This is a genomic window from Micromonospora sp. PLK6-60, assembly GCF_019890675.1.
GTDB lineage: Bacteria > Actinomycetota > Actinomycetes > Mycobacteriales > Micromonosporaceae > Micromonospora.
Genome location: NZ_JAIOAA010000027.1, coordinates 23,618 through 49,655 on the forward strand (window position 1 = coordinate 23,618; position 26,038 = coordinate 49,655).

The following is a 26,038-nucleotide window of genomic DNA, read 5'->3' on the forward strand; positions in this document are numbered from 1 at the left end:
CGTCCCGTGCCGGGCTTGATCAGGAGGCGTGGCGGACCTCGGACTGCCAGATCTGCGACCAGGGCCGGGGCAGGCCCCGGCAGACGAAGATCGGCATCCCGTTCTCGTCGTTGTCGACGTCGACCCGCAGGTCCACCCGGCCGGCCTCGGTCACCTCGGCGAACCAGGCCCGCAGCCGGTCCGGGCGTTCCCAGCCGACGGCGACGACGACGTCGGCGTCGTCGGGCGGTCGGCCGAACGCGGCCATGCTGTTGTGCCCCGAGTACGCCCGCGGCAGCCCCCGGGCCGGCCCGTACCGGGCCAGCGCGCCCGCCTCGCCGTAGTTGCCGGTGAGCACCACCGCCCGGGCCCGCTCGGCGGCCGGCAGGGCGCGGTGCACCTCGGCCACCGAGTCGGCGAACGCCGGCCAGCCGATGGTCTCCCCGGCGTCGTAGTTGGCGGCGACCACGAACCCGGGCAGCCGGTCCGCCGGCAGGGTGGGCAGCAGCAGCACCGCGCTGGACACCGCCATGACCGCGCCGCCGGCGGCCAGCAGCGCCCGCCGGGCGTACGGGGCGCGCCGGGCGGCCCACTCGACGGTCACCACCGCGCCGGCGGCGGTGAGCACCAGCAGCAGCGGCGCGTCGTAGTAGCCCTTTCCGCCGCCGGCCACGACCAGCGCGAACACCACCAGCCAGGCCCAGCCGAGCGCCCGGTACGCCCGCCAGCCGGGCCGGCGCAGCAGCGCCACCAGCCCGGCGATCCAGATCGGCACCGCGAGCGGGCTGATGATGACCAGGTGCAGGAGGAGGCCCTCCAGCCGTCCGCTGTACGAGCTGTCCCCGTCGGCGATGGTGGCGGCCACCCCGAGTTGCGGGAAGCCGTGGGCGGCCTGCCACACCAGGTAGGGCGCGGCGAGCAGGGCGGCGACGGCCGTCCCGGCGTACACCCAGGGGTCGCGCAGCAGCCGGCGCGGCCCGGCGATCGCCACCCCGGCGAGCAGGCCCACGCCGAGCAGGGCGGGCAGCGGCTTGTTGAGCATGCCGACACCGAGCGCCAGCCCGACGGCCAGCGCCCACCGGCCGTCGCCGGTGCGCAGCATCCGCACCGCGCACCATGCGGCGACCAGCCACACCAGCAGGTCCACCGTGGTGGTGCTGAGCAGGTGCCCCGGGTTCAGCACGATGCCCGCGCCGGCGGCGAGGAACCCGGCGAACAGTTGCCCGCCCCGGCCGGCGCCGAACTGGCGGGCGATGGCCGCGACCAGCACCACCGCCGCGCCGGCGATCAGCGCCGACGGGGTGCGCAGCACCACCAGGTTGCCCGGCGCGACGGTGTCCGCCAGCCGGGCGAGGGCGGGCACGAGCGGGCCCTGGTCGACGTAGCCCCAGTCGAGGTGCCGCCCGGCGAGCAGGAAGTACAGCTCGTCGCGGTGGTAGCCGTACCGGCCGGCGAGCAGCAGCAGCAGCACGCTGAGGGCGCCGCCGAGCAGCCACGGCCCGGCGCTGCGCGGGCCGGGCGGTGGCGGATCAGGCGGCGCGGGCGTCGGGTCGGGGCGCTGGACGTCCACGGCGGTCCCGCTCATCGGTCCATCATCGCGGGTGCTCGCCGGCTGCGGGAGCCCGAAATCGGCTCGCCGGGGGTGGTCCGCCCGGCTACCGTCCGCGGGATGCGGATCCGTGAGTGCACCGAGGACGACTGGGCGCAGGTCCGGCCGATCGTCGCGGAGGTGGTCGCCGCCGGGGACACCTTCCCGTACGACCCGGCGTGGCCGGCGGAGGTGCTGCGCGAGGTGTGGGTGGAGCGGCCGCCCGGGCTGACCGTGGTGGCCGAGGAGGACGGGCGGATCCTCGGCACCGCGAAGATGGGCACCAACCGGCCGGGCCCGGGCGCGCACGTGGCCACCGCCAGCTTCATGGTGGCCGCGCCCGCGCGGGGTCGCGGCGTGGGCCGGGCGCTGTGCGAGTACGCCCTGGACTGGGCGCGGGGCCGGGGGTACGCCGCGATGCAGTTCAACGCGGTGGTGGCGAGCAACACCGCGGCGGTGCAGCTGTACCGGCGGCTCGGCTTCGCGGTGGTCGGCACGGTGCCGGAGGCGTTCGCCCACCCGAGTCTGGGCCGGGTCGGGCTGCACGTGATGCACCGTCGACTGTGACCGGTGGGCGAGGATGGGTGGATGAACGCTGAGCCGATCGAGCTGGCCGCCGCCCTGGCGCGCTTCGACCAGCTGTGGAGTCCCCGCATCGTCACCACCGTCAACGACTACGACGTGCGCATCGCCAAGGTGGCCGGTGAGCACGTCTGGCACAGCCACGACCACACCGACGAGTTCTTCCTGGTGCTCGACGGGGAGCTGCGCATCGCGTTGCGCGACGGCGCGGACGGCGCGCAGCGGGAGGTGGTGCTGCCCCGCGGTGCGGTGTTCGTGGTGCCGCGCGGGGTCGAGCACCGGCCGTTCGCGCCGGACGGCGCGGCGATCCTGATGTTCGAGCCGTCCGGCACGTCCAGCGTGGGCGACCGGCACGACGAGGTGCCCGGGCACGTGGACGCCACCACCGGGCACGCCCTGTAGGTCAGCGGGTCGTCCCGGCCGGTTCCGCCCGTGCGGGCGCCGGCCGGGCGGCCCAGGTGAGCCGCCGTACGCCGGGGACGGCGGCGGTGCCGGCGCAGGCGACCGCGACGAGCGCGGCGGCCACCAGCAGCGGCGCCGGGGTGCCCCAGGCGTCCGCGGCCAGCGGGGCCACGGCGTAGCCGAGCGGCACCGCGCCCATCGACGCCAGCCAGTCGTAGGAGCTGACCCTGGCCAGCGCGTGCGGGGGAACGCGTTCCTGCACCACGGTCTCCCAGACCGGGTTGAGGAAGCCCAGTGCGGTCAGCGCCAGGCCGTACGCGACGATCGTCAGCGGTGCGGGGGCGGCGAGGCCGAGCAGTAGCAGCGGCGCGGCGTAGCCGGCGAGGGCGAGGTTGCCGACCAGTACCGGCCGGGCCGGGCGGGCCCGGGTGGCCAGCAGTGAACCGGCCAGCAGCCCCACCCCGCCGGCCTGTTGCAGCAGCACCCAGGCCCCTTCGCCGCCGAGGCGCCGCACGGCGATCACCGGGCCCAAGGTGAGCAGCACGGCGGCGGCGAAGTTCCACACCCCGTGGGCGATCAGCGTGGTCCAGTACCAGTCGCGGCTGCGTACCTCCCGCCAGCCCAGCGCGAGGTCGGCGCGCAGCGACCGGCTCGGCGCGGGGACCTGGCGGACCGGGGTGATCGACAGCAGCGCGGCGCTGAGCGCGAACGAGGCGGCGTCGAGGACGAACGCCCAGCCGGGGCCGACGGTCCAGATGAGCAGGCCGGCCAGGGCGGGTCCGCCGAGGCGGCTGGCGTTGACGGTGGCGCCGAGCAGGGCGTTGGCCCGTTGCCGGCCGTCGGGTTCGACGGTGCCGGCGACCAGCGGCGAGGCGGTCGGGACGGCGAACGCCGACGCGGCGCCGGTGACGGCGGAGGCGACCGCGAGGTGGGTCAGGGCGGGGGCGCCGCCGAGCAGTTCCACGCCGACGACGAGCTGGGCGGCGCCGCGCAGCAGGTCGGCGGCGATGGCGACGCGGCGGGCGTCGAACCGGTCGGCGGCGACCCCGCCGAGGGGCAGCAGCAGCAGTTTGGGCACCATCGCGCAGCTGAGCACCAGGGCCAGGGCGGCGGTGGAGCCGGTGGCGCGCAGCACGGCGAGGGCGAGGGCGATGGGCACGACCGCGTCGCCGACCGCCGACACGGTACGGCCGACGAAGAGCAGACGGAACGCGGGCTGGCGCAGCGGGTGGGTCACCGGCGCAATCTATTTCGACGTCGAACCTTTCGTCAACGAATATTTCGATGTCGACGTACGCTGTCGGGGTGACCGATCGCGACCGCGCCGACGCGCACGTGCAGCGCTGGCTGCCCGTCCTGCCCGACCTGGACCTGGACGTGGAGGGGGCGGTGGTGCGCATGATCCACCTGACCCGACACCTGCGCGCGGTCAAGGAGCGGGCCCTGGCCGACCATGACCTGCCGGCCCACGAGTACGACACCCTGCACGTGCTGGCGGGCCGGGCGGGCCGGGCGGCCCCGTCGGAGATCGCCGACGACCTGCGGATGGCGCCGGCCTCGGTGACCGCCCGGGTCGACGCGCTGGTGCGGCGGGGCTTCGTGCGCCGCATCCCCTCCACGGTGGACCGACGCCGGGTCGACGTGGAGCTCACCGACGCCGGGCGCGCGGCGTGGCGGGCGGCGCTGGACGTGCAGGGCGCGGAGGAGCACCGGCTGCTCGGCGCGCTGGACCCCGACGAGCGGCGCCTGCTGTCGGACCTGCTGCGCCGGGTGATGCTGCTGGCCGAGAAGTCGCCCCGCTGACGGCAGCACTGCTTCGAGAAGGTGTGGGAGGCCTCGGCTTGACGAGCCCCGCGCGGCGCGCTAAAACGGAATCGGGAAGTTGAGTCACCCCGACTCAACACAGGATCCCGCTAAGACCTTCGGACCAGGAGAACCGAGGAGGCAACGATGTTGATGCGTACCGACCCGTTCCGCGAGATCGACCGCCTCGCCGAGCAGTTCTTCGGCACCACCAGCCGCCCCGCCGTGATGCACATGGACGCCTACCGCGACGGCGAGTGGTTCTACGCCGCCTTCGACCTGCCCGGCGTCGACCCGGACAGCATCGACTGCACCGTCGAGCGCAACGTGCTGACCGTGCGCGCCGAGCGCCGGCGGCCCGCGGGCGACAAGGTCGAACTGGTGGCCGCCGAGCGACCGATGGGCACCTTCAGTCGCCAGCTCTTCCTCGGCGACACCCTGGACACCGACAAGCTGGAGGCGGGCTACGACAACGGGGTGCTGACGCTGCGCATTCCGATCGCCGAGCGCGCCAAGCCCCGCCGGATCAGCGTCACCGCCAGCGGCAACGGCCACCGCAAGCAGATCAACGCCTGAGCCGTCCGGTCGCCGCGTTCCCGCCGACGCCGCGCCGGGTGCCTCGCGCAGGCACCCGGCGCGGGCGGCTGTCCAATACAGTGGACGGTCGATGCCGACGCCGAGGAGTCATCAGGTGGCAGCCCCGCGTGACCGTGCCGGCGACCCGTCCGCCGAGCGGCGGACCCTGCGCGGACGGCTCAGCCGCCACTACCACCAGCAGCTCGACGGCAGCGGCCGAGGGGCCGTGCTGGGCGCCCTCATCGGCCTGGTCGCCGCTCTGATCGCGGCGGGGGCGACGGTCTACGGCGTGGTCGGGCAGCACGACGACAGCGGGCCGCCGGCCAGCCCGCCCGCCGCAGGTCCGGTCGAGACGTCGCCGGCGATCTCCCCGGCCACCCCCACGACCTCGCCGTCGACCGATCCGCCATCGGCCGATCCGCCATCGGCCGATCCGTCGTCGACCGGCGCGGCGTCGGCCGACCCGACCGGCACCCCGGCGGTCGACGACGTCCAGTGGAACGCCGAGGTGCGGTTCGACGACGACGGCATCGACCTCGACCGGGTGCCGCCGACGGTGCAGATGAACTGGCCCGTCTTCGACTCCGACCTGGAGCGGATCTCGGCCGCCGAGGACGGCAAGCTGCACGCCGAGAACGGGTACCTCGCCCTGTGGCCGGGGCCGGGCCTGCCCAGCCGGCAGCAGTGCCTCGAACGCCTCGCCACGCACGGCGACGAATGGATGCGCATCCCACGCGGGCAGACCGGGTGCCTGCGGACCAGCAAGGAACGCATCGCCAGGATCACGATCGTGCGCTACCCGGACGACTCCTTCCAGGTGACCGCGAAGGCCACGGTGTGGAGCGCCCAGGAGGAATCCTGAACCGGCGGGCGCCGGGCGACCGCGCCCCGGCGCGTACGACACACGACGCCCGCCCGGTCTGAGAAGCTTCCTCGCATGTCGCGAAGCGAAGCCCCGGTGCTGCTCCGAACGTCGGCCGGGCCGGCCCTGCCCGGCAGCCCCACCGACTTCACCGAGGCGTGGCTGCGCAACCGGCGGCTGTCCGAGCACACCCGCGAGGCATACCGGCGGGACATCGCGACCTGGCTGACCTGGTGCGCCGGCCGGGACCTGGACCCGCTGCGGGCGAGCTTCCTCGACGTCAACTCCTACGCCCGCGAGCTGGAGTCCACCGTGGCCGTGCGCAGCGGCCGGCCGCTCACCCCGGCCACCGTGGCCCGCCGGCTGTCCGCCCTGTCCAGCTGGTACGACTTCCTGGTCAAGCTGCGCGCGCTGGACGGCAACCCGGTCGTCGCCGCCGACCGGCCCCGCGTCGACCGGGACCATTCGGCCACCGTGGGGCTCGCCCCCGAGGAGGTCGACGCGCTGCTCGCCGCGGCCGAGGCGGACACCGGGCCGACCGCCGACCGCAACCGGGCCGCCGTCGCGCTGCTCGCCGACCTCGGGCTGCGGGTCGGGGAGCTGATCTCGCTGAACCTCGACGACCTGGGCGCCGAGCGGGGGCACCGCAGCGTGCGATTCGTCGGCAAGGGCGGGCGGCCCCGGCGGCGGGCGCTCACCCCGTCCACCGCGTACGCCGTGGACGCCTACCTGGCCGCCCGGGCCGCCGCGCAGGGCGTGCCCGTGGCGCAGTTGTCCGGGCCGCTGCTGGTCACCGCCAGCGGCGCCCGGCTGGACCGGCACTCGGTGTTCCGGCTGGTGCGCCGGTTGGCCCGGGTCGCCGGGATCCCGGCCTGGGCGAAGCTGTCCCCGCACTCGCTGCGGCACGCCTTCGCCACCTCCGCCCGGGCGGAGGGGGTGCCGTTGGAGGACGTGCAGGACGCCATGGGCCACGCCGACCCGCGCACCACCCGCCGCTACGACCGGGACCGGCACAACCTGGACCGGGACCCGGCGTACGTGCTGTGGGCCGCGCGGGCGCGCCGGCGCGGCTGACCGAGGTCGGGAAGCCGGCGGATGTCGCACCGGCGCTCTACCGTGCCCGGATGAGACACGGACTGCAGATCTGCTGCGGTGGCCCCGGCGTCACCGCCGGGCTCCTCGTCGAGCTGGGCGTGGCGGCCGAGCGGGCCGGTTGGGACGGGGTGTTCTTCGAGGACTATCTGGTCTATCACCGGGGGCAGGACCCGCCGACGTTCGACCCGTGGCTGCTGCTGGCCACGATCGCCGCCCGGACCAGCCGGGTCCGGCTGGGCACCACGGTCACCGGGCTGCCCCGGCGGCGTCCGGCGAAGCTGGCCCGCGAGCTGCTCACCCTGGATCATCTGTGCGCCGGCCGGGCCACCGTCGCGGTCGGGGTGGGCGACCCGGGCGACCCGGGGTGGGCGGCGTTCGGCGAGGCCACCGACCTGCGGACCCGGGCGGCGATGCTCGACGAGGGGCTGGACGTGCTGCTCGGCCTGCTCGCCGGGGAGCGGATGCGGCACCACGGCGAGCACTACCGCGCCGACGGGGTCGCGCTGCGGCCGGCCGCCGTGCAGGCGCACCGGGTGCCGGTCTGGGTGGGCGGCAGCACCCAGGCCAAAGCGGTGCTGCGCCGCGCCGCCCGGGCCGACGGGATCGTCCCCTACAAGCTCACCGACACCGCCGGCTGGGCCGACTTCACCCCGGACGAGGTGCACGCCCTGGCGGCGGCGTTGCCGGCGAGCCGGGCGGACGGGGCGCCGTTCGACGTGGCGATCGGTGGGCGGCGGCGCCGCGACGACGAGCGCGCCGAGCGGGCCTACCTGCACCAGGTCGCGCAGGCGGGGGCGACGTGGTGGTTGGAGTTCGTCGCGGCCGGCGAACCGGACGAGATGCGGGCCGCCGTCGCCCGGGGCCCGCTGCGCTGAGCGGGCCCGACCCGGCGTGACCGGCGCCCGGCGGCGGCCGGGATCAGGTGACCTACGCCCCGCGGCGTCGGCCGGGATCAGGTCACGCGCCCGGCGGCACCCGGGGCCAGGTGACGCGCAACCGGCGGCGGCCGGGGCCGGGTGTGATGTGCGCCCGGCGTAGCCGGGGCCCTGCCGCTGGTCGGCGGACCGGCGGCGGAGTCCGGCCACGCCGGGCCGTCGAGCGCGGTCAGCCCTGCGGGCGTGGGGAGATGCAGAACGGCTGGCCGATCGGGTCGATCAGCACCGTCCACCGCTCGCCGCCGGGCTGGAAGTCCGGCTTGGCGGCGCCGGCCGCGACGAACTCCTTCTCGGCCACGGCCAGGTCGTCGACGTGCAGGTCGAGGTGGTAGCGCTTGCCGGCGGACTCGTCCGGCCAGGCCGGCGGGGTGAAGCCGGGCACCAGCCCGAACCCGACCGAGAAGCCGTCCCTGCTGATCATCGCGTACTCGGACTCGGCGTGGGTCACCTCCCAGCCGAGCACGTCGGCGTAGAACCGGGCGTGGGCGGCCGGGTCGGAACTGTCGAGGTTGACCATGATGAGGTCGGCGTGCGCTGTCATGCCGGCATTCTGGCCGCCGGGTCCGACACTTCCCGGCGGCCGGCACCCGCTCAGCAGAGCAGGTCGAGGTGGTGGTGCGCGTCGGCGGCGACGTCCTCGCGGCGCAGCCACCGGCGGGCCCACAGCCGGGCGGCCACCGCCGCCTGCTCGTCGCCCCACGCGGCGTGCTCCACCAGCAGGGCGGTGGTCAGCGCGTACGCCAGCCGCAGCGCCAGGTCGCGGGCGCCCGCGACCACCGCGACGGCCTGCGGGTCGGCGGTGACCTGGGTGAGGGTGCCGCGCAGCTCGTCGGTGACCGCGGCCAGGGTGTCGGCCAGCGCGGGGGACAGCGGCCGGGCCAGCTCGGCGGCGGCGGCGACCCGGGCCAGCAGCGGGGCGCCGGCGTCCTCCCGGGCGACGGCGCGCAGCACGTCCAGGGCGAGCACGTTTGTGGTGCCTTCCCAGATCGGCAGCACCTGCGCGTCGCGCAGCAGCCGGGGCACGCCGGTGTCCTCCACGTAGCCGGCCCCGCCGAACGCCTCGACGTACTCGCTGGCCGAGGCCACCGCCAGCCGGCCGGTGGCCAGCTTGGCCAGCGGGGCGACGATGCGCAGCTCGGTGGCGGCGTCCGGGTCGGCGCCGACCTCCACCCGGCCGAGCAGCGCGAACGCGTGCCCGGCCAGCACGAACGCGCCGGCCGCGTCGACGGCGAGGGTGCCGAGGGTGGCCCGGTGCAGCGGGTTGTCGGCGAGCGGGCCACCGGCGACCTGCCGGGCCTGCGCGTACGCCCGGGCGTAGGCCAGGCCGCGGCGCATCCCGGACGCGGCGGCCGAGGCGTTGTGCACCCGGGTCACCACCACCAGGGTCATCGCCCGCACCAGCCCCGGCACGGCCGGGTCGCCCAGCGGCAGCGCGTACGCGTCGCGCAGCCCGATCTCGGCGGTGGGCAGGGCGCGGGTGCCCAGCTTGTCCTTGAGCCGGTGCACGGTCACCCCGGGGGCGGGCGCGTCGGCGGGCAGGGTCGCCCCGGCCAGGGGTGAGTCGGCGGCGTACCGGGGCACCAGGAACGGCGCGAGGACCCGGCTGCCCCGGCCGGCGCCCTCCGGGCGGGCCAGGGCCACCGCCACCGGCGCATCGGCGGCCGAGCAGAACCACTTCTCGCCGGTGAGCCGCCAGGAACCGTCGGCGGCGGGCCGGGCGACCGTGCCGGAGCGGGACAGGTCCGAACCGCCGGTCGACTCGGTCATCCACTGGCCGCTGACCGCCGCCGTGTCGGGGTCGGTGGCGACCAGCCGGGGCAGCCACGCGTCGCGCACCCCGGGGTCGACGTCGGGGAGGCTGAGCAGCGCGGCGGCGCCGTCGGCCATGGCCACCGGGCAGGAGAAGGTGGCCGACTCGGGGGCGTACAGGTGCAGCAGCGCGTGTTGCACGACCCGGGCGGCGGCTCCCCAGGTGCCGCGCGCGGACTCCAGGTAGGGCAGGGCGACCACGGCGTGCCGGGCGGCGGCGGCCCGCTGGGCCCGCCAGCCGGCGGCGGTGTCGATCCGGTCGACGCGGGCGCCCCACGGGTCGTAGCGGTGCAGGGTGGGCGGGTGCGCCTCGGCGTCGGCGTGCGCGGCCCGCAGCGGCCCGGTCACGTCGGCGGCCAGGTCGGCGAGCCGGTCCTTGGCGGCGGCGTGGCCGGCCGGGCCGAGCTGCCGCTCCAGCCAGGACCGCAGCAGCGGGTCACCGGCGTACGGGTCGTCGGGGGCGGGTACCGGCTGCACGTAGCGGGTCATCGGCGGCTCCTCGCGGGGTGGATGCGCCGACCGTAGACGATCCGCTCCCGGCGGCGACAGGGGGCGCAACTTCCTGCGCGCCGGTCCACCGGTTCTCTACCGTCGGAAGGTGATGGGCGGTGAGCGGGGGTGGGCGCGGCCGTACCGGCGGCGGCGCCCGGTGCGCGCCGGCCTGGTCCTGGCGGGCTGGTCGCTCGGGCTGTGCCTGGTCGGGGTGGCCGGCCTGGCGGCGTGGAACGCGCAGGTGGTGCTCGGCGCCAACGGGCCGGTCCGGGAGGCCGCCGACGAGTTCTTCCGGGGCGTCGCGGGCGGCGACACCGACCGGGCGTACGAGCGGCTGTGCAAAGCGGCGCGCAGCCGGTGGAGCCCGGTCGGCTTCGACAGTTGGGTGCGTACCCCGCCGCGGGTCAGCGCCTACGAGATCACCGGCGTGTCGGTGACGACCCGGTCGGGCCGGCCGCGCGGTGAGGTGGCGGTGCGGCTGACCCGCGAGGGTGGCACCGCCGAGGAGCGGAAGCTGCCGGTGGTGCCGGAGGACGGCACCTGGCGGGTCTGCGGCGACCCGTTCTGAGCCCGCCGCTCAGGCGCGCGGGCCGAGGTCGCCGGAGCGGTAGTGCCGCCGGCACAGCACCTGGTAGCGCACGTCGGCGGTGTCGACGGTGTCGCCGATGACCACCTGCGCGCCCTCGCGGACCACCCGCCCGTCGACCACCCGGGCGTTGAGCAGCCCCTCCCGGCCGCACCAGCAGAGCACCTCGACCTGGATGCGGGCCACCTCGTCGGCGAGCTCGAACAGCCGCTGGGCGGCGGGGAACAGGCAGGAGCGGAAGTCGGTGGCCAGGCCGAAGGCGTACACGTCGACGTCGAAGTTGTCGACCAGCTCGGCCATCTGCTCGACGTGCGCCAGGTCGTAGAAGGACGCCTCGTCGCAGATCAGATAGTCGACGCGGACCCCCTCGGCCCACGCGTCGCGGACCAGGTCGCGCAGGTCGAGGGCGTCGGTGACCTCGATGGCGGAGTGGGCCAGCCCGATGCGGGTGGTGACCTGCGGGCCGAGTGACCGGTCGATGCGGGTGGTGACCAGGCCACGGCGGCCCTGCCGGGCGTGGTTGTAGTTCATCTGCAGGGCCATGGTGGACTTGCCGCAGTCCATCGGCCCCCAGAAGAACTTCAGCGCCGCGGCGTGCAGCGGCCGGCCGTCGACGCCGCGGGCGGCCGCGCAGCCGCCGGTGGGGTCGTCGCCGGGGCCCGGGAGGGGCCGGGCCAGGCAGGTCAGGGCGGCAGCGTCGTCGGTCACGTCGGGGCAGCCTAGCCCATCGGCGTTGCCCGATCGGGCCGGTGCTTACAGCACCCGGGGTGGGGTGTTGCCGGCGGCGAGGATGGCCCGGCGCATCGGCACGGCGGCCAGCAGCGCGAACCCGACCACGAAGAAGATCAGCAGTGAGACCAGGCCCACCCGGTACGACGAGGTGAGCTGGAACACCAACCCGAAGGCGAGTGGCCCGAGCCAGCTGGTGCCCTTGTCGCTGATCTCGTAGAAGCCGTAGTACTCGCCCTCCTTGCCGGCGGGGATGAGCTGGCTGAACAGCGAGCGGCTCAGCGCCTGGCTGCCGCCGAGGACCAGGCCGATGCAGCCGCCCAGGATCATGAACGGCAGCGGCGCCTCGGCGGGCAGCCGGAACGCGCCGACGATCACCCCGGTCCACAGCACCAGCGACAGCAGCACCGTCTTCCACGCCCCGATGCGCCGGGCCAGGGCGCCGAGGGCGAGCGCGCCGCCGAAGGCGAGGAACTGCACCAGCAGGATCGTCACGATCAGGGTGCTCTGCTCCAGCCGCAGCTCCTCGGTGCCGTACTGGCTGGCCAGGGTGATCACGGTCTGGATGCCGTCGTTGTAGACCAGGAACGCCAGCAGGAAGAACAGCGTCAGCGGGTACGCCTTGATCTCCCGCAGGGTGCGGCCGAGTTGCCGGAACCCGTCGGTGAGCACGTTGCCGCCGCCGCGCAGCGCCTCGACGCTCGGGCGCTCCCGCAGCCAGCGCAGCGGCACCAGGGTGAACGCCGCCCACCACAGCCCGGCGGACACGATGGACCAGCGGGCCAGGTCCAGGGTGCGCTGCGGGTTGCCCTCCTCGCCGAGCGACTGCACCGCGACCAGGTTCAGGGCGAGCAGCAGACCACCGCCGAGGTAGCCGATGGCCCAGCCGCGGCTGGAGATGGCGTCGCGGTCGTCGGGGCCGCCGAGTTGCGGCAGGAACGAGTTGTAGACGACGATCGCGGCGCCGAAGGCGATGTTGGCGATCATGAACAGCGCCCCGCCGAGCAGGTACCGGTCGCCGGTGACGAACACGAAGGCGGTGGTGGCGCCGGCGCCGGTGAACGCGGCCAGGGCCAGCAGCCGCTTCTTGTGCGCCGACCGGTCGGCGATCGCCCCGACCACCGGCAGCACGAACACGGTGAGCAGCACCGACAGCGAGATCAGGTACGGGTAGAACGAGCCGGCGGCGACCCGGATGCCCAGCGGGTGCACGTATCCCGAGCAGCCGTCGGCGCCCAGCTCGCAGCCGGCGGCCAGCTTCGTGACGGTGGTCAGGAACGGCCCGAGGAACACCGTGATCACGGTGGTCTGGAACGCCGAGTTCGCCCAGTCGTAGAAATACCAGCCGGTGCGCTCGCGGCGGGTGCTGCCCGGCGGGGCGGGCTCGGCGACGGCGGGGGTGACCGTATCGGCCATCGGGGTCCTCGGAGGTTCAGGCGGCCCAGTGGCCGCGGCTGCGGTAGACGTCGCGCAGCACGCCGACGTGATCGGTCATGATGCCATCCACACCGAGATCAAGTAAGTGGTGCATCTGGGTGGGCTCGTCGATGGTCCACACGTGCACGTGCAGGCCGAGCCGGTGGGCGTGGTCGAGGAACCGGCGGTCCACCACCGGCACCCGCCCGTAGCGGACGGGCACCTGCGCGGCGACCACCGACGGGGGCAGGCGCAGCGGCCGGCCGTGCAGCGAGGCCAGCCGCAGTCGGGCCACCCCGCGCATGCCGAGACCGGTGGCGATCCGCCCCCCGGTCAGCGCCCGCAGCCGGGCCAGCCGGGCGTCGCTGAACGAGGCGAGCAGGACCCGCTGGGCGGCGCCGGTGCGCCGGACGGTCTCGACGGTGGGTTCGATCCCGCCGTCGGCCTTGACGTCGATGTTGAACCGGACCCGCGGCCAGGCGTCCAGCACGTCGGCGAGGCGGGGCACCACGGCGGCGCCGCCGACGCGTACCGAGGCCAGGTCGGCCCAGCGCAGGTCGGCGATGCGGCCCGGTTCGCCGGTGACCCGGCGCAGGGTGGCGTCGTGGAACACCACGGCCACCCCGTCGGCGGTGCCGTGCACGTCGGTCTCGACGTACCGGTAGCCCAGGGCGACGGCCCGGGCGAACGCCTCGGCGGTGTTCTCGTCGCCGTCGGCGGCGCCGCCGCGGTGGGCGAACGCCAGGGGCCCCGGGGAGTCGAGGTAGCCGCTGCCGGTCAGCACGCAGCGCAGTATGCCCCGCGCGGATGGCCGGCGGGTGGCCGGCCGGCGATCATCCGACACCGCCGCACACCCCAACCTTCCCTAACACTCCATAACATGACTAGGATGAGCGCTGATGAGTGATGATGTGTACTCGGTGGAGCGGGCGGCGGCCCTGCTCGACCTGCATCCGCGCACCGTGCGCGGCTACATCCGGTCCGGGCGGCTGCGGGCGACCCGGATCGGCAAGCAGTACCGCATCACCCGCGCCGACCTGGACGCGCTGACCGGCCGGCCACCGGCGCCGCCGGCCGCTCCGGCGGTGGAGGTCTCCAGCATCGTGCAGGTCGACGGCGTCGACCGGGCCACCGCCGACCGGCTGGGCACGCTGGTGCTGGCCGCCGCGAACAGCGCCCGCGATCCGCGGCGCCCGCTGCGGGTGCAGACCGTCCACGAACCGGAGCGGGGCCGGCTGCGCATCGTCGTGCTCGGCGACGCGGCCGACACCGCCGAACTGCTGCACCTGCTCGACGCCCTGCTCACCGGCGGGGGCGCGCTGCTGACGGGGGAGAAGACGGATGGCTGACGAGCTGCAGGACCGCGCCGGCGTGCCGGTGCTGATGTGTGATCCGCAGGGCCCACCGCTGGCCACCGAGGCCGACGCGCTGGACCTGATCGGCGCGGCGTTCCTCGGCGCCGAGGTGGTGGCGGTGCCGGCGAGCCGGCTCGACCCCGCGTTCTTCACCCTCGGCAGCCGGTTCGCCGGCGAGATCATGCAGAAGTTCGTCAACTACCGGCTGCGCCTGGTCGTCGTCGGCGACATCACTGCGCAGCTGGCGGGCAGCGCCGCGCTGCGGGCGCTGGTGCACGAGTCCAACCGGGGTGGGCACGTCTGGTTCGTCCCGGACCTCGCCGCCCTCGACGACCGGCTGCGCGCCGCTCCCCGGCGCTGACCCGGCGGTTCAGCCAAGGGGACGGCGGCGGTGCGCCCGGCTGGTGTCGGTGGGGCGGCCCGGGTCGACGTGCCGGGGCCGGTCCGGCTCGTCGGGGCGCAGCGGGACCAGATCCTCGGTGAGCGCGTCGATGATCCGGTCGGTGGCTCGCCGGGCCGCCCCGGGGGTGGTGCGGTGCAGGTCGCGCAGCAGGACCGGGGTGCCGAAGTGCACCCGGATCACCGGTCGGCGCGCCACCGCCCGGGCCAGGCCGCGCAGCATGCCCCTGGGTGCCCGGTAGGGCAGCACCTCGTGCGAGCCCCACTGGCTCACCGGCACCACGGCGGCCCCGCTGGCGAACGCGAGCCGGGCGGCGCCGGTCTTGCCGCGTTCGGGCCACATGCCGGGGTCCAGGCCGATGCGCCCCTCGGGATAGACCAGCACGACGGATCCGGCGGCGACGGCCGTGGCGGCCTGCTCGAGGGCCTGGTGCACGGCGGCGGTGCCGCGGTCGACGCGCAGGTGCCCGGCGTGGCGCATCAACCCCCCGATCACCGGGGCGCGGAACAGCCCGCCGGTGGCCATGATCCGCGGGGCGACGCCGCGGGTCTGGCAGGCCGCGGCGAGGACCACGGGGTCGAAGGGGCTGATGTGGTTGGCGGCCAGGATCAGCGGGCCGCGGCGCAGCTCGGCCGGCACGTCGCCGGTGACCTCGAGGCGGCCGAGCGCGCCGACGACGCCCCGGGCGAGCAGTTGCGCGGCGCGCCACAGCAGGGGAGGGCGCCATCCGGTGGTCTCCATCAGGGGTGGATGGTCGCACGACGGTGGGGGAGCGGGTGACCCGATCCCGGGTCGGGTGGCGGAGGTGATCAGGGTCATTGGTCCCGGGCAGGTTCGGGCCGGTCGCCCCTGCCGAATCCTCTACGACGCGCAGTAGTATTTACTACGTCTCGTAGTATGCAGAGCTGGGGGTTCCAGGTGGACGCGTTGGACGTCGCCCGCTGGCAGTTCGGTGTCACCACCGTCTACCACTTCCTTTTCGTGCCGCTGACCATCGGCCTGTCCGTGCTGGTGGCGATCCTGCAGACGCTGTGGCACCGCACCGGCAACGAGCGCTACCTCAAGCTGACCAAGTTCTACGGCAAGCTCTTCCTGATCAACTTCGCGATGGGCGTGGTCACCGGCATCGTGCAGGAGTTCCAGTTCGGCATGAACTGGAGCGACTACTCCCGCTTCGTCGGCGACATCTTCGGCGCCCCCCTTGCCATCGAGGCCCTGGTCGCGTTCTTCCTCGAGTCGACCTTCATCGGCTTGTGGATCTTCGGCTGGGACCGGCTGCCCCGGCGCCTGCACCTGGCCAGCATCTGGGCCGCCGCGATCGGCACCAACCTGTCCGCGTACTTCATCCTCGCCGCGAACTCGTTCATGCAGAACCCGGTCGGCTTCCGGATCAACCCGGACAGCGGCCGGGCCGAACTGACCGACTTCGTCGCCGTGCTCACCAACAAGGTCGCCCTGATCACCTTCCCGCACACCCTGGCCGGCTCGTTCCTGGTCGCCGGCTCGCTGGTGCTCACCGTCGGCCTGTGGCACGTGATGCGCAACCGCGACAGCGCCGACACCGGCGCGTACCGCTTCGCCACGAAGTTCGGCGCCTGGGTGGTCATGGTCTCCACCGCCGCCGTACTGATCACCGGCGACATCCAGGGCAAGATCATGACCCAGGTGCAGCCGATGAAGATGGCCGCCGCCGAGGGTCTCTACACCACCGAGAGCCCCGCCTCGTTCTCCGTGCTCACCATCGGCAGCCTCGACGGCAGCCGGGAGCTGTTCGCCATCAAGATCCCGCACCTGCTGTCCTACCTGGGCACCGGCGACCCCAACGGCACCGTGCACGGCATCAACGACCTACAGGCCCAGTACGCCAGCCAGTACGGTCCCGGCAGCTACACCCCGATCATCCCGGTCACCTACTGGAGCTTCCGGATGATGATCGGCTTCGGGCTGGCCGCCGCCGCCATCGCCCTGCTGGTGCTCTGGAGCCAGCGCAAGGGCCGCACCCCGACCAGCCGCTGGCTGCTGCGCGCCGGCCTGGTGCTGCCCGTGCTGCCGCTGCTGGCGAACTCCTTCGGCTGGATCTTCACCGAGATGGGCCGCCAGCCGTGGATCGTCTTCGGCGAGATGCTCACCCGCAACGGCGTCTCGCGCAGCGTGTCGCTGGCCGAGGTGCTCACCTCGTTCACCGCGTTCACCCTGATCTACGCCACCCTCGCCGTGATCGAGTTCAAGCTGCTGGTCCGCTACGCCCGCGCCGGCGTGCCCGAGCTCGACCCGAGCCCCGCCCACGACGACGACACCGACGACGCCGAGCGCCCGCTCGCCTTCGCCTACTGAGCCCCGGAGCCCATCGTGGACCTGACCACCATCTGGTTTCTCCTCGTCGCCGTGCTGTTCACCGGCTATTTCATCCTCGAAGGCTTCGACTTCGGCGTCGGCATGCTGCTGCCCGTGCTCGGCCGCGACGACCGGCAACGCCGCGTCCTGATCAACACCATCGGCCCGGTCTGGGACGGCAACGAGGTCTGGCTGATCACCGCCGGCGGCGCCATGTTCGCCGCCTTCCCCGAGTGGTACGCCACCCTCTTCTCCGGCTTCTACCTGCCGCTGCTGCTGATCCTGCTCGCCCTGATCGCCCGTGGGGTGGCCTTCGAATACCGGCACAAGCGCCCCGAGGCGTCCTGGAAGCGCCGCTGGGACGCCGCCATCTTCGTCGGCTCCCTGGTCCCGGCGATCCTGTGGGGCGTCGCCTTCGCCAACATCCTGCGCGGCGTGCCGCTGGACGCCGACCACGAGTACGTCGGCGGCCTGCTCGACCTGCTCCACCCGTACGCCCTGCTCGGCGGCCTGACCACCACGGCGCTGTTCCTCACCCACGGCGCGGTGTTCCTCGCCCTCAAGACCACCGGCGACATCCGCGAGCGCGCCGGCGCCCTGGCCGTGCGCCTCGGCGCCGGCACCGCCGTGGTCGCGGTGGCCTTCCTGGCCTGGACGCTGACCATCCGCGCAAGCGCCGCCGCCGTCGTGCTCGCCGCCGGCGCCGCGCTCGCGCTGCTCGCCGGCCTGGCCGCCGCCCGGGTACGCCGGGAGGGCTGGGCGTTCACCGGCACCGCGGTGGCCATCGCCCTGGCCGTGGCCACCCTGTTCGCCGCGCTGTTCCCCACCGTGCTGCCCTCCACCCTGGACCCGGCCGGCACGCTGACCGCCACCAACGCCGCCTCCACCCCGTACACCTTGAAGATCATGACCTGGGTGGCGGTGGTGTTCACCCCGATCGTGCTGGCCTACCAGGGCTGGACCTACTGGGTGTTCCGCAAGCGGATCGGGGTGGCGAACATCCCGCAGCACTGAGCGCCGGGCGGGGCCGGTGACATCATCGGCCCCGCCCGGCGTTCAGCCGGCCAGCTCGGCGTCGGCCCGCTGCCGGATGAGGGTGAGCACCCGCCCGGCCACCGCCAGGTCGTCGGGGTCGATGTCGCCGTACAGGCGGGCGGTGAGCGCGGCGACGACGCCGGCCAGGTGCTGCTGCCGGGCCCGGCCGGCGTCGGTGAGGGCCAGACCGGCGCCGCCGGCGGGCAGCGCACGCAGCAGGCCGGCGGCGACCGTGTCGTCGAGCGCGGCCAGGGCCGCCGCCTCGGGGACCTTCAACGCCGCGGTGATCCGCCGGGCGAGCTCGGCCCGGGGTGCGGCTCCGCCCTCGGCGGCGAGGAGGTTGAGCGCGACCGACTGGTGGAAGGTGATCCCGAGGCCGGTCAGCTCGCGTTCGAGGACCGCTCGGGTGGCGTGGTGGGCCTGGCCGATGACCTGGCCGTTGAGTACGGACACCGTCGACTCCCGTTCTGTTGGCAACACCAACGTTGGTGACGCCAACGTAGCAGGGTTCGTGGGTGCTGCCAACGGTTTCTGGTAGCGTCCGCCCCATGGACCCCGGCACCCAGCCCCCGGCACGACTGCGCACCACCCCCAGCTGGCTGCTCACCCAGACCGCCGCCCACGCCGGCCGCCTCGTCGCCGACGGCCTCGGCGCCGTCGCCGCCCGCGGCTACCACTACCGCCTGCTCGCCGCCCTACACGAAGGCGGCCCCGCCAGCCAGGCCGACCTCGGCCGACGCTGCGGCATCGACCGCAGCGACGTGGTGGCCGCCCTCAACGAACTCGCCACCCGGGACCTCATCCGCCGCGACCCCGACCCCGACGACCGACGCCGCAACGTCATCACCCTCACCCCGGCCGGCCGCCGCGAACTGCACCGCATGGAACAGGCCCTCGACCACGTCCAGACCACCCTGCTGGCACCCCTGTCCGGCCCCGAACGCGCCGAGCTGACCCGGCTGCTCACCGCCCTGCTCGACCACCACCAGCAGCCCCGATAACCCCCGCTAGCCCGCCTCGCGCAGCTCCGCCAACCGGGCCTCGATCTCCGCCAACTCGGCGCGCAACTTCTCCGCCTGCTGCTCCGCCTCCGCCCGCTCGGCCGCCAGGATCTGCTCCACCGCCTCCCGCACCCCGGCCACGTCGACCAACGCCACCATCCGCAACGCCTCCGCCGGCTTCACCACATACGGCTTCGCCAACGCCTTGCTGCCCTGCTGCGCCGCCACCGTCCACTCACCGTCGGCATACGCCAGGGTCACCGTCAGCCCCGCCGGGCCCTTCGGCCGGGCCGCCTTCGCCACCCGCCGCGGCGCCGGCTTATCCACCTGCTGCTGCGGCACCGCCGGCTCCTCCCGACGCGGCGCCGGCACCCGCGGCCGGTCCAACACGAACTCCGGCTCCGCAGCCGCCGCCGGCGACTCCGGCTCGGGCGCCGGCTTCGGCTCCGCCACCCGACGCCCCGCCCCCTTCGGCGCGACCGCCACATCGGCGGGGGAGAACGGCAACTCGTCACGCCCGAACCGCACCACCACGAACTCGTCGGAAACCGCCGGGTCCGTCAGCTCCACCACCTGACCCACCTGGCCGGCGACCTGCCCCGCCGACGCGGTGAACACCACCTTCGGCTTACGGCCGGCAGCCAACGCCTCCCGGAAGCTCCGCACATCCTCATCGGACAAACCCTGGCCCGCCATCACAGCCCTCTTCCATACCCGTGTCTGATGCCTGCCTTGATACCAGCCCGCACCGACACCCGGAAGATCAACCCCCGAGCGCCCGCAACGCCCGATCAGCGTGCGCGTTCATGCCGACCTCACTGTGGATCACCTCGATCACCCGCCGGTCCGCACCGATCACGAACGTCATCCGCCGCGTGTCCAATGCACCCAACGGCAACCGCCGCCGCACCCCGAACGCCGCCGCGACCACCCCGTCGACGTCCGACAACAGCGGAAAGTCGAAGCCGTGCCGGCGGCGGAACTCCGCCTGCCGCGCCACCGGATCCCGGCTGATCCCCACCCGCTGCGCCCCCACCGCCGCGAACTCCGCCGCCAGATCCCGGAAATGACAACTCTCCGCCGTGCACCCCCGCGTCAACGCCGCCGGATAGAAGAACACCACCACCGGCCCGGCGGCACAGAACTCCGACAACCGCCGCGGCGCACCCGTCTCGTCCGGCAGCACGAAATCCGCCACCACATCACCCACGCTCACACCCACCGCGCACCTCCACCCGAGCCACCGACGCGCCGAGCGTAGGCCAGCGGCCTAGGCCCTGTCCTGCCGATCATTGCCGGGCTGCGGCGGGCCCAGACGGCGACCGGCGGCGTTGTCGGTTCGTGCGGATACAACACCGGTATCCGGACGAACCGCCGCCTTGCCGGACCGCCGCCTGGACCGCGCCTCGCACCGACATGATCGACAGGACAGGGCCTAACCCCACACCGCCGCCACCGCCGCACACACCGCATCCGCCTGCGCGAACCCCGCCCGCGCCGCACCGGCCCGCCGCCCCTGATCCAGCACGTTACGGCCGATAGCCACCCGCGCCGCCCGGTCCGGACACACCACCACCACCCGCGCACCCGCCGCCCGCAACCCGGCCACCTGCGCCGACAACCTCGGCATCGGCCCGAACGCCCGCGTCACCGGCGCCACCACGACCACCCGCCGCGCACCCGCCGCCAGATCCGCGTTCACCAACGACCGCACCCCACCGTCGACGTACCGGCGCCCACCGATCGTCACCGGCGGCCACACCCCCGGCACCGCGCAACTGGCCCCCACCGCATCCACCAGCGACACCCCGCTGCCCGCGTCGAACACCACGAACTCACCCGAGGACGCCTCCACCGCCGTCACCCGCAACCGCCCCGCCGGCCACTCCGCACCCGGCAACCGCGCCGCGATCACCGCCCGCCGCGCCGCCTCCGGCTCCGTACGCGCCGCCAACGCCAACGCCCCGATCCGCGCCCGCGCCCGCCGCCCGTCCCGCGTCCGCCCACCCGCCCACACCAGCCGCGCCACCTGCCCCCACCCGAACCGCGCCGACGCCTCCGGCGCGCCACCACCGGCCATCTCCGCCTCGTACCACCGCGACACCGGCTCACCCGAGCGCAACTGCGCCCCCACCACCGACCCCGCCGACGTGCCCACCACCAGATCCGCGCCCGCCAGCGCCACACCCCGCTCCGCCAGCCCCGCGATCAGCCCCCACTCCCAGGCCACCCCGGTCACCCCACCGCCACCCAGCACCAACGCCCGCTCCATGTGACGCTCCTCTCCGTCGACCGCCGCGCCCGGCAAACGGTAGCGTCGCCAGCAGAAACGCACCGGGGGAGCAGTCCATTGAGCCCTGTCACCGTCATCACCGGCGCCGGCCGCGGCATCGGCGCGGCCACCGCCCGCCGCCTCGCCGCCGCCGGCCACGACCTCGTCCTCGGCTACCGCAGCGACCACGACGCCGCCGCCACCGTCGCGGCCGACGTGCGGGCCACCGGCCGGCGCGCCGTCGCCGTCGCCGCCGACACCTGCGAACCCGACCAGGTCCAGCGGCTCTTCGCCGCCGCCGACGACCTCGGCCCCCTCACCGGCCTGGTCAACAACGCCGGCGTCACCAGCCCCATCGGACCGTTCACCGACCTCACCGTCACCGACCTGCGCCGCGTCGTCGACGTCAACCTCATCGGCTACGTCCTCTGCGCCCAGCAGGCCGTCCGCCGGATGCGCCACGGCGCCGCCATCGTCAACGTCTCCTCCGCCGCCGCCACCCTCGGCAGCCCGGGGGAGTACATCCACTACGCCGCCGCCAAGGCCGCCACCGACACCCTCACCGTCGGCCTCGCCAAGGAGCTCGCCCCGCACGGCATCCGGGTCAACGCCGTCGCCCCCGGCATCATCCGCACCGACATCCACGCCGTCTCCGGCGTACCCGACCGGCCCGACACCGCCGCCGGCCGCATCCCGCTCGGCCGCGCCGGCGAACCCGACGAGGTCGCCGCCGCCATCGCCTGGCTGCTCAGCCCGGAGGCCACCTACACCACCGGCGCCGTCCTGCGCATCGCCGGCGGCCTGTAGCCGACGAAAAAGGGGCGCCGGCCACCGCCGACGCCCCTTCCCACCACCCACCTCAGTGGGTGAACAACTTCGCCGCCGTGATCAACGTCTGCACCACCCCGTAACCGAGCAGCACCGACACCACCAACCACGACACGACCAGGCGTGCCTGCTGCCCACCGCGCGGGGCCTCACCACTCATCGCGAACCGCTCCTCTCCGAAACCTGCTCCCCACCGGCCACGTCGTCACCCTCACCGGCCGGCTCGTGGAACCGCTCCGGCACCGGCCGCACCAGCAGGTTCGCCAGGAAACCCACCGCCAACACACCGACCATCGTGAACAGCGCCGGCCGGTACGCCGCCGCCGTCAACGTCCCCGGCTTGCCCTGCGCGTCCAGGAACGCGTTGACGATCAGCGGCCCGGCCACGCCGGCCGCCGACCACGCCGTCAGCAACCGCCCGTGGATCGCACCCACCTGGTACGTGCCGAACAGATCCCGCAGGTACGCCGGGATGGTGGCGAACCCACCGCCGTAGAACGACAGGATCACGCACGCCAGCAGCACGAACAGCGCCGTCGCGGTCTGCCCGAACAGCGCCAGCAGCGCGTACAGGACCATCCCGACGCCCAGGTACACCAGGTAGATCGGCTTGCGGCCGATCACGTCCGACGTCGACGACCACACGAACCGGCCCGCCATGTTGAACAGCGACAGCAGGCCCACGAACCCACCGGCCGCCGCCACCGTCACCGCCGAGGTGCCGCCGGTGGACCGGAAGAAGTCCTGGATCATCGGGCTGGCCTGCTCCAGGATGCCGATGCCCGCCGTCACGTTGCAGAACAGCACCACCCACAGCAACCAGAACGCCCGGGTCCGCAACGCGTTCGCCGCCGACACGTTCGCCGTGGTCACCAGGGGCTTCGCCGCCACCCGCGCCGGGTCGAAGCCGGCCGGACGCCAGTCGTCCGCCGGCACCCGCACGTTGAACACCCCGAACATCATGATCAGGAAGTAGCCGATGCCCAGCGTCACGAACAGCCACACCAGCGCGTTTCCCGACGCCACCGACCCCGCGTTCGACGGGTCGTAGCCGGAGTCGTAGAACGACAGCAGCTGCCGGGACAGGGGAGAGGCCACCATCGCCCCACCACCGAACCCCATGATCGCCAAACCGGTCGCCAGACCCGGCCGGTCCGGGAACCACTTGATCAACGTGGAGACGGGGGAGATGTACCCGATGCCCAGCCCGATCCCGCCGAGCAGCCCGTAACCCAGGTAGAGCAGCCACAGCTGCTTCGTCGCGATGCCCAGCGAACCCACCAGGAAGCCGGCCGCCCAGAAGCAGGCCGAGACGAACATCGCCTTACGCGGACCGTTGGCCTCCACCCACGTGCCGGCCACCGCGGCGGACAGCCCCAGCATCACGATCGCGATGCTGAAGATGACCCCGATCGCCGTCTGGCTGGCGTCGAAGTGCGCGATCAGCGAGTTCTTGTACACGCTTGTCGCGTAGACCTGCCCGATGCAGAGGTGGATCGCCAGGGCCGCCGGCGGGATCAGCCAGCGACTGTAACCAGGCGGCGCGACGGTGTGCCGCCGATCAAGCGCGGAAAGCATGAGGCTGCTTCCTCTCCGGAGATGCCGAGAAACGTTTCCGTTCCTTGCCCCCTTCGAAGGGAGGCGCTAAACCTCATCCGCGCCCGGTGGCCGGAAAAATGAGCCGAACGGTAATCCCATCAACCCGTTTGTGCACCTAACGTGAGAGGAAAGTCACTCCGCGCGTACGGTCGGCGACTCGTCAGGAAGGCCAGGGGACTTCGTGGTAGGTGATCCCCGAGGAGATGGTGACGAGCTGCTGGTGCCGCCGCCGCAGGTCGCGCCGCACCGCGTCGACGTCGACAGAGTGGGCGGCCACGAAGACGATCGGCCAGGCGAGGTCCGGCACCGGCGGGTTGTCCAGCGGGGCGGCGTCCGGCCACCCGATCCGCACCGTGAAGCCGCGTCCCGGCACGAGGTAGCCCAGGCTGGGCAGGGGCAGCCGCAGCCCGTCGTCGGTCTTGCCGTTCGCCGCGTAGTACCGCTCGACGTCCTCGATGGTCGAGGTGGTGTCCGGCATCAACCCGGCGGCCTTGGCGCGCCGATCCACCGCGCGCAGGACCGACAGCAGGTCGCCGTCGGCCCCGAAATACCTGATCTCGCTGAAACCGCAACTGAGGCGGTAGTCGTCGTGCGGCCACATGCCCTTGGCGGCGCCGGCGTGACAGATGTCGCTTGTCGACGTGGCGACCAGCCGCAGCGGCGCGGCCCTGGTCGCGGCCGAGAGCGTGCCGCCGATCTCCGCGGCGCTCGCGGCGCTCGCGGCACGGGCGGCGGCCGAGTTCGCCGCCCGGGTCGCCTCCTCGGGCGTGGGCGCGTCCGACTGGCAGGCCGTCAGCATGAGCAGCAGGAGTGCCACCGTGGCGCACGCGCCCGGACGAGGAGCAGCCATGACCACGAGCATGCTGGTCGGATGCGCCACGACGGATGAGTCGCCGTACTCAATCCGGAGATTCGATAATGCACATTATGTCAAGTAGACGTTATCCGGATCTCCCTTCGGGAGGGGTGTCTACTCGGTGGCCAGCGCTCGGGTCAGCCGCTCCAGGCCGCCCTTGATCAGCCGCCCGTACTCGTCGTCGCCGAGCGCGCCGATGGTCTCCCGGGCGCGCTGGAGATGCGCGCGGGCGCGGCCGGGATCGTCGAGCTTGCGGTAGCACTCGGCCAGGTTGAGGTGCAGCGACGGATACAGGCCGGCGACCGGCAGGGCCACCCCGGCTGCCGCCACCCGGTCCTCGGTGAGCAGGTCGGCCGCCGCGAGCGCGCGCTGGTCCCAGAGCAGTTCCTGGTGCACGTCGTCCTGCACGTCGGCCATCGCGTGCGCGAGGACGCAGATGTGCAGGGGGTCCCCCCGCTCGCCGCCGATCTCGTGCCAGATCTGGGTGAACAACTCCCGAGCGGCGTCCGGCTGGCCGCGATGGTGATGCAGCGCCACTCCCTGGCCGATGCGGACGAGGGTGGCATCGGTGATCATCGGCTCTCCCGCCCGGCTCGGCTCGCGACGTTGGACGCAGCGTACGGGTCGGGTCCGACGTCGTGGGGCCATCTCTCCCCCGACTTCCCACCTGTCCGGAACGCGAAAGTCATGCATAATATCCCTTATGCATGACAAACGGGACGAACGGGTCGAAGCGCTCATCGGAGAGTTCCTGACCGCCCGGGCCACCAGCAAGCCCTCCCCGCACACCCTCGCGGCCTACCGGCGGGACCTGCGGGCGGTGGCCGAGCTGCTGGCGCGCGACCACACCCCTCCCCTCCCCCTGGCCGCCCTGCCCGTGGGCGCCCTCTCCCCCCGGGCGCTGCGGGCGGCGTTCGCCCGCTTCGCCGCCACCCGGGCGGCCGCGTCGGTGCACCGGGCCTGGTCGAGCTGGAACGCGTTCTTCATGTTCCTGGTGGCCGAGCAGGTGGTGGCGGGCAACCCGATGCCCGCGGTGGGTCGGCCCCGGGCGCCACTGCCCTCCCCCAAGCCGCTGCGCGGCGAGGACACGCCGGAGCAACTGTTGGCCGCAGTCGCCCGGGCCGACGGTCGGCAGCGGGACCCGTGGCCGGAGCGGGACGTGGCGGTGCTGGCGCTGGCGTTGTGCGCCGGGTTGCGCCTGTCGGAGCTGCTGGCGCTGCGGGTCGGCTCGTTCGGGGGCCGGACCGGTGAGCGGCGGGTGGATGTGGCGGGCAAGGGTGGTCGGCCGCGGGTGGTGCCGGTGGAGCCGGAGTTGGACGGGGTGCTGCGGGCGTATCTGGACAGCCGCGCGCGGCGGTTCGGGGGGCGTAGCGTGCGGCCGGACTCCCCGCTGCTGGTGGACCGGCGGGGTGAGCCGTTGCGGCGGGGTGGTCTGCAGTATCTGGTGGATTCCTGCTACCGGCGGGCGGGGATCGGCGACCGGGTGCCGGCGGGGGCCCGGTTG

31 protein-coding genes are annotated in these 26,038 nt (G+C 74.1%); 15 read left to right on the forward strand and 16 right to left on the reverse strand.

Annotated elements, in window-relative coordinates:
• Positions 1-19 precede the first annotated feature (19 nt).
• A complete protein-coding gene (locus K7640_RS28570; protein WP_222958043.1) occupies positions 20-1,564 on the reverse strand; it encodes a glycosyltransferase family 39 protein in 1,545 nt (514 codons plus the stop codon).
• Between the two features lie 84 nt (positions 1,565-1,648).
• On the opposite strand from K7640_RS28570, the gene K7640_RS28575 reads away from it, so the two are divergent.
• Positions 1,649-2,134 carry a GNAT family N-acetyltransferase gene (locus tag K7640_RS28575; RefSeq protein WP_222958044.1) on the forward strand — a complete coding sequence of 162 codons (486 nt, stop codon included), beginning with the start codon at positions 1,649-1,651 and terminating at the stop codon, positions 2,132-2,134.
• 21 nt (positions 2,135-2,155) lie between these two features.
• On the forward strand, positions 2,156-2,551 hold the full coding sequence (locus tag K7640_RS28580) for a cupin domain-containing protein (RefSeq protein ID WP_222958045.1): 396 nt from the start codon (positions 2,156-2,158) through the stop codon (positions 2,549-2,551).
• Between the two features lies 1 nt (position 2,552).
• Here the strand turns inward: K7640_RS28580 and K7640_RS28585 are convergent, their stop codons facing one another.
• Positions 2,553-3,788 carry an MFS transporter gene (locus K7640_RS28585; protein ID WP_222958046.1) on the reverse strand — a complete coding sequence of 412 codons (1,236 nt, stop codon included), beginning with the start codon at positions 3,786-3,788 and terminating at the stop codon, positions 2,553-2,555.
• A gap of 68 nt (positions 3,789-3,856) precedes the next feature.
• On the opposite strand from K7640_RS28585, the gene K7640_RS28590 reads away from it, so the two are divergent.
• From K7640_RS28590 to K7640_RS28610, 5 genes are all read left to right on the forward strand, one after another.
• Positions 3,857-4,354 (forward strand): MarR family winged helix-turn-helix transcriptional regulator, encoded by a 498-nt coding sequence (locus tag K7640_RS28590; RefSeq protein ID WP_222958047.1) that lies wholly within the window; start codon positions 3,857-3,859, stop codon positions 4,352-4,354.
• 147 nt (positions 4,355-4,501) lie between these two features.
• Complete coding sequence (locus tag K7640_RS28595) at positions 4,502-4,930, forward strand: Hsp20/alpha crystallin family protein (RefSeq protein WP_222958048.1); 429 nt, start codon at positions 4,502-4,504, stop codon at positions 4,928-4,930.
• Between the two features lie 115 nt (positions 4,931-5,045).
• Positions 5,046-5,792 (forward strand): hypothetical protein, encoded by a 747-nt coding sequence (locus tag K7640_RS28600; protein WP_222958049.1) that lies wholly within the window; start codon positions 5,046-5,048, stop codon positions 5,790-5,792.
• Positions 5,793-5,867: 75 nt separating this feature from the next.
• Entirely contained in the window at positions 5,868-6,866 is a 999-nt protein-coding gene (locus K7640_RS28605) for a tyrosine-type recombinase/integrase (RefSeq protein ID WP_222958050.1), read from the forward strand.
• A 50-nt stretch (positions 6,867-6,916) separates the two neighbouring features.
• Positions 6,917-7,762, forward strand: a complete 846-nt coding sequence (locus K7640_RS28610) for an LLM class flavin-dependent oxidoreductase (RefSeq protein WP_222958051.1) — start codon at positions 6,917-6,919, stop codon at positions 7,760-7,762.
• 229 nt (positions 7,763-7,991) lie between these two features.
• On the opposite strand, the gene K7640_RS28615 is transcribed toward K7640_RS28610, so the two are convergent.
• Positions 7,992-8,363: a VOC family protein gene (locus K7640_RS28615; RefSeq protein WP_222958052.1), complete on the reverse strand. Its 372-nt coding sequence runs from the start codon at positions 8,361-8,363 to the stop codon at positions 7,992-7,994.
• 50 nt (positions 8,364-8,413) lie between these two features.
• Entirely contained in the window at positions 8,414-10,120 is a 1,707-nt protein-coding gene (locus K7640_RS28620; protein WP_222958053.1) for an acyl-CoA dehydrogenase family protein, read from the reverse strand.
• Positions 10,121-10,232: 112 nt separating this feature from the next.
• Between K7640_RS28620 and K7640_RS28625 the strand changes: the two genes are divergently transcribed.
• Positions 10,233-10,691, forward strand: coding sequence for a hypothetical protein (locus tag K7640_RS28625; RefSeq protein ID WP_222958074.1), 459 nt, complete (start codon positions 10,233-10,235; stop codon positions 10,689-10,691).
• Between the two features lie 9 nt (positions 10,692-10,700).
• Here K7640_RS28625 and K7640_RS28630 read toward each other — a convergent pair whose 3' ends face one another.
• From K7640_RS28630 to K7640_RS28640, 3 genes are read right to left on the reverse strand one after another with little or no spacing between them, the layout of a single operon-like run.
• Positions 10,701-11,417, reverse strand: a complete 717-nt coding sequence (locus K7640_RS28630) for a thymidine kinase (RefSeq protein WP_222958054.1) — start codon at positions 11,415-11,417, stop codon at positions 10,701-10,703.
• A gap of 45 nt (positions 11,418-11,462) precedes the next feature.
• On the reverse strand, positions 11,463-12,854 hold the full coding sequence (locus K7640_RS28635) for an MFS transporter (RefSeq protein ID WP_222958055.1): 1,392 nt from the start codon (positions 12,852-12,854) through the stop codon (positions 11,463-11,465).
• 16 nt (positions 12,855-12,870) lie between these two features.
• A complete protein-coding gene (locus K7640_RS28640) occupies positions 12,871-13,638 on the reverse strand; it encodes a glycerophosphodiester phosphodiesterase (RefSeq protein ID WP_222958056.1) in 768 nt (255 codons plus the stop codon).
• Between the two features lie 115 nt (positions 13,639-13,753).
• On the opposite strand from K7640_RS28640, the gene K7640_RS28645 reads away from it, so the two are divergent.
• Both K7640_RS28645 and K7640_RS28650 read left to right on the forward strand, forming a co-directional pair.
• Positions 13,754-14,203 carry a helix-turn-helix domain-containing protein gene (locus tag K7640_RS28645; RefSeq protein WP_222958057.1) on the forward strand — a complete coding sequence of 150 codons (450 nt, stop codon included), beginning with the start codon at positions 13,754-13,756 and terminating at the stop codon, positions 14,201-14,203.
• Positions 14,196-14,570 (forward strand): DUF4180 domain-containing protein, encoded by a 375-nt coding sequence (locus K7640_RS28650; protein ID WP_222958058.1) that lies wholly within the window; start codon positions 14,196-14,198, stop codon positions 14,568-14,570. The genes K7640_RS28645 and K7640_RS28650 overlap by 8 nt, the downstream gene beginning before the upstream one ends.
• A 9-nt stretch (positions 14,571-14,579) precedes the next feature.
• On the opposite strand, the gene K7640_RS28655 is transcribed toward K7640_RS28650, so the two are convergent.
• Positions 14,580-15,350: a 1-acyl-sn-glycerol-3-phosphate acyltransferase gene (locus tag K7640_RS28655; RefSeq protein ID WP_222958059.1), complete on the reverse strand. Its 771-nt coding sequence runs from the start codon at positions 15,348-15,350 to the stop codon at positions 14,580-14,582.
• A 177-nt stretch (positions 15,351-15,527) separates the two neighbouring features.
• On the opposite strand from K7640_RS28655, the gene K7640_RS28660 reads away from it, so the two are divergent.
• Both K7640_RS28660 and cydB read left to right on the forward strand, forming a co-directional pair.
• The gene (locus K7640_RS28660) at positions 15,528-16,943 is read left to right on the forward strand and encodes a cytochrome ubiquinol oxidase subunit I (protein ID WP_222958075.1); all 1,416 of its coding nucleotides are present in this window, start codon (positions 15,528-15,530) and stop codon (positions 16,941-16,943) included.
• A 15-nt stretch (positions 16,944-16,958) separates the two neighbouring features.
• A complete protein-coding gene (gene cydB, locus K7640_RS28665; protein WP_222958060.1) occupies positions 16,959-17,957 on the forward strand; it encodes a cytochrome d ubiquinol oxidase subunit II in 999 nt (332 codons plus the stop codon).
• Between the two features lie 42 nt (positions 17,958-17,999).
• On the opposite strand, the gene K7640_RS28670 is transcribed toward cydB, so the two are convergent.
• Positions 18,000-18,431, reverse strand: coding sequence for a hypothetical protein (locus K7640_RS28670; RefSeq protein ID WP_222958061.1), 432 nt, complete (start codon positions 18,429-18,431; stop codon positions 18,000-18,002).
• 95 nt (positions 18,432-18,526) lie between these two features.
• Between K7640_RS28670 and K7640_RS28675 the strand changes: the two genes are divergently transcribed.
• The gene (locus K7640_RS28675) at positions 18,527-18,979 is read left to right on the forward strand and encodes a MarR family winged helix-turn-helix transcriptional regulator (RefSeq protein WP_222958062.1); all 453 of its coding nucleotides are present in this window, start codon (positions 18,527-18,529) and stop codon (positions 18,977-18,979) included.
• 6 nt (positions 18,980-18,985) lie between these two features.
• On the opposite strand, the gene K7640_RS28680 is transcribed toward K7640_RS28675, so the two are convergent.
• The 3 genes from K7640_RS28680 to K7640_RS28690 all read right to left on the reverse strand — a co-directional run bounded on the left by K7640_RS28680 (position 18,986) and on the right by K7640_RS28690 (position 21,251).
• Complete coding sequence (locus K7640_RS28680) at positions 18,986-19,675, reverse strand: hypothetical protein (protein WP_222958063.1); 690 nt, start codon at positions 19,673-19,675, stop codon at positions 18,986-18,988.
• A 67-nt stretch (positions 19,676-19,742) separates the two neighbouring features.
• Complete coding sequence (locus K7640_RS28685) at positions 19,743-20,195, reverse strand: peroxiredoxin (RefSeq protein WP_222958064.1); 453 nt, start codon at positions 20,193-20,195, stop codon at positions 19,743-19,745.
• A gap of 219 nt (positions 20,196-20,414) precedes the next feature.
• Entirely contained in the window at positions 20,415-21,251 is an 837-nt protein-coding gene (locus tag K7640_RS28690; RefSeq protein ID WP_222958065.1) for a patatin-like phospholipase family protein, read from the reverse strand.
• Positions 21,252-21,329: 78 nt separating this feature from the next.
• Between K7640_RS28690 and K7640_RS28695 the strand changes: the two genes are divergently transcribed.
• Complete coding sequence (locus K7640_RS28695; RefSeq protein WP_222958066.1) at positions 21,330-22,058, forward strand: SDR family oxidoreductase; 729 nt, start codon at positions 21,330-21,332, stop codon at positions 22,056-22,058.
• Between the two features lie 52 nt (positions 22,059-22,110).
• Here K7640_RS28695 and K7640_RS30500 read toward each other — a convergent pair whose 3' ends face one another.
• The 4 genes from K7640_RS30500 to K7640_RS28710 all read right to left on the reverse strand — a co-directional run bounded on the left by K7640_RS30500 (position 22,111) and on the right by K7640_RS28710 (position 25,110).
• The gene (locus K7640_RS30500) at positions 22,111-22,239 is read right to left on the reverse strand and encodes a hypothetical protein (RefSeq protein ID WP_255610129.1); all 129 of its coding nucleotides are present in this window, start codon (positions 22,237-22,239) and stop codon (positions 22,111-22,113) included.
• Positions 22,236-23,657, reverse strand: a complete 1,422-nt coding sequence (locus K7640_RS28700; protein WP_222958067.1) for an OFA family MFS transporter — start codon at positions 23,655-23,657, stop codon at positions 22,236-22,238. The genes K7640_RS30500 and K7640_RS28700 overlap by 4 nt, the downstream gene beginning before the upstream one ends.
• Positions 23,658-23,838: 181 nt before the next feature.
• Positions 23,839-24,528, reverse strand: coding sequence for a hypothetical protein (locus tag K7640_RS28705; protein ID WP_222958068.1), 690 nt, complete (start codon positions 24,526-24,528; stop codon positions 23,839-23,841).
• A 120-nt stretch (positions 24,529-24,648) separates the two neighbouring features.
• Complete coding sequence (locus K7640_RS28710) at positions 24,649-25,110, reverse strand: hypothetical protein (protein ID WP_222958069.1); 462 nt, start codon at positions 25,108-25,110, stop codon at positions 24,649-24,651.
• Between the two features lie 127 nt (positions 25,111-25,237).
• On the opposite strand from K7640_RS28710, the gene K7640_RS28715 reads away from it, so the two are divergent.
• The coding region (locus tag K7640_RS28715; RefSeq protein ID WP_222958070.1) for a tyrosine-type recombinase/integrase at positions 25,238-26,038 on the forward strand (801 nt) is incomplete at its 3' end.

Coding starts and splice junctions, on each gene's coding strand:
- K7640_RS28570 (WP_222958043.1), bottom strand. CDS start 1,564: ATGAGCGGGACCGCCGTGGACGTCCAGCGCCCCGACCCGACGCCCGCG.
- K7640_RS28575 (WP_222958044.1), top strand. CDS start 1,649: ATGCGGATCCGTGAGTGCACCGAGGACGACTGGGCGCAGGTCCGGCCG.
- K7640_RS28580 (WP_222958045.1), top strand. CDS start 2,156: ATGAACGCTGAGCCGATCGAGCTGGCCGCCGCCCTGGCGCGCTTCGAC.
- K7640_RS28595 (WP_222958048.1), top strand. CDS start 4,502: ATGTTGATGCGTACCGACCCGTTCCGCGAGATCGACCGCCTCGCCGAG.
- K7640_RS28605 (WP_222958050.1), top strand. CDS start 5,868: ATGTCGCGAAGCGAAGCCCCGGTGCTGCTCCGAACGTCGGCCGGGCCG.
- K7640_RS28610 (WP_222958051.1), top strand. CDS start 6,917: ATGAGACACGGACTGCAGATCTGCTGCGGTGGCCCCGGCGTCACCGCC.
- K7640_RS28615 (WP_222958052.1), bottom strand. CDS start 8,363: ATGACAGCGCACGCCGACCTCATCATGGTCAACCTCGACAGTTCCGAC.
- K7640_RS28620 (WP_222958053.1), bottom strand. CDS start 10,120: ATGACCCGCTACGTGCAGCCGGTACCCGCCCCCGACGACCCGTACGCC.
- K7640_RS28625 (WP_222958074.1), top strand. CDS start 10,233: ATGGGCGGTGAGCGGGGGTGGGCGCGGCCGTACCGGCGGCGGCGCCCG.
- K7640_RS28635 (WP_222958055.1), bottom strand. CDS start 12,854: ATGGCCGATACGGTCACCCCCGCCGTCGCCGAGCCCGCCCCGCCGGGC.
- K7640_RS28645 (WP_222958057.1), top strand. CDS start 13,754: ATGAGTGATGATGTGTACTCGGTGGAGCGGGCGGCGGCCCTGCTCGAC.
- K7640_RS28650 (WP_222958058.1), top strand. CDS start 14,196: ATGGCTGACGAGCTGCAGGACCGCGCCGGCGTGCCGGTGCTGATGTGT.
- K7640_RS28655 (WP_222958059.1), bottom strand. CDS start 15,350: ATGGAGACCACCGGATGGCGCCCTCCCCTGCTGTGGCGCGCCGCGCAA.
- K7640_RS28675 (WP_222958062.1), top strand. CDS start 18,527: ATGGACCCCGGCACCCAGCCCCCGGCACGACTGCGCACCACCCCCAGC.
- K7640_RS28680 (WP_222958063.1), bottom strand. CDS start 19,675: ATGGCGGGCCAGGGTTTGTCCGATGAGGATGTGCGGAGCTTCCGGGAG.
- K7640_RS28690 (WP_222958065.1), bottom strand. CDS start 21,251: ATGGAGCGGGCGTTGGTGCTGGGTGGCGGTGGGGTGACCGGGGTGGCC.
- K7640_RS30500 (WP_255610129.1), bottom strand. CDS start 22,239: ATGAGTGGTGAGGCCCCGCGCGGTGGGCAGCAGGCACGCCTGGTCGTG.
- K7640_RS28700 (WP_222958067.1), bottom strand. CDS start 23,657: ATGCTTTCCGCGCTTGATCGGCGGCACACCGTCGCGCCGCCTGGTTAC.
- K7640_RS28705 (WP_222958068.1), bottom strand. CDS start 24,528: ATGGCTGCTCCTCGTCCGGGCGCGTGCGCCACGGTGGCACTCCTGCTG.
- K7640_RS28710 (WP_222958069.1), bottom strand. CDS start 25,110: ATGATCACCGATGCCACCCTCGTCCGCATCGGCCAGGGAGTGGCGCTG.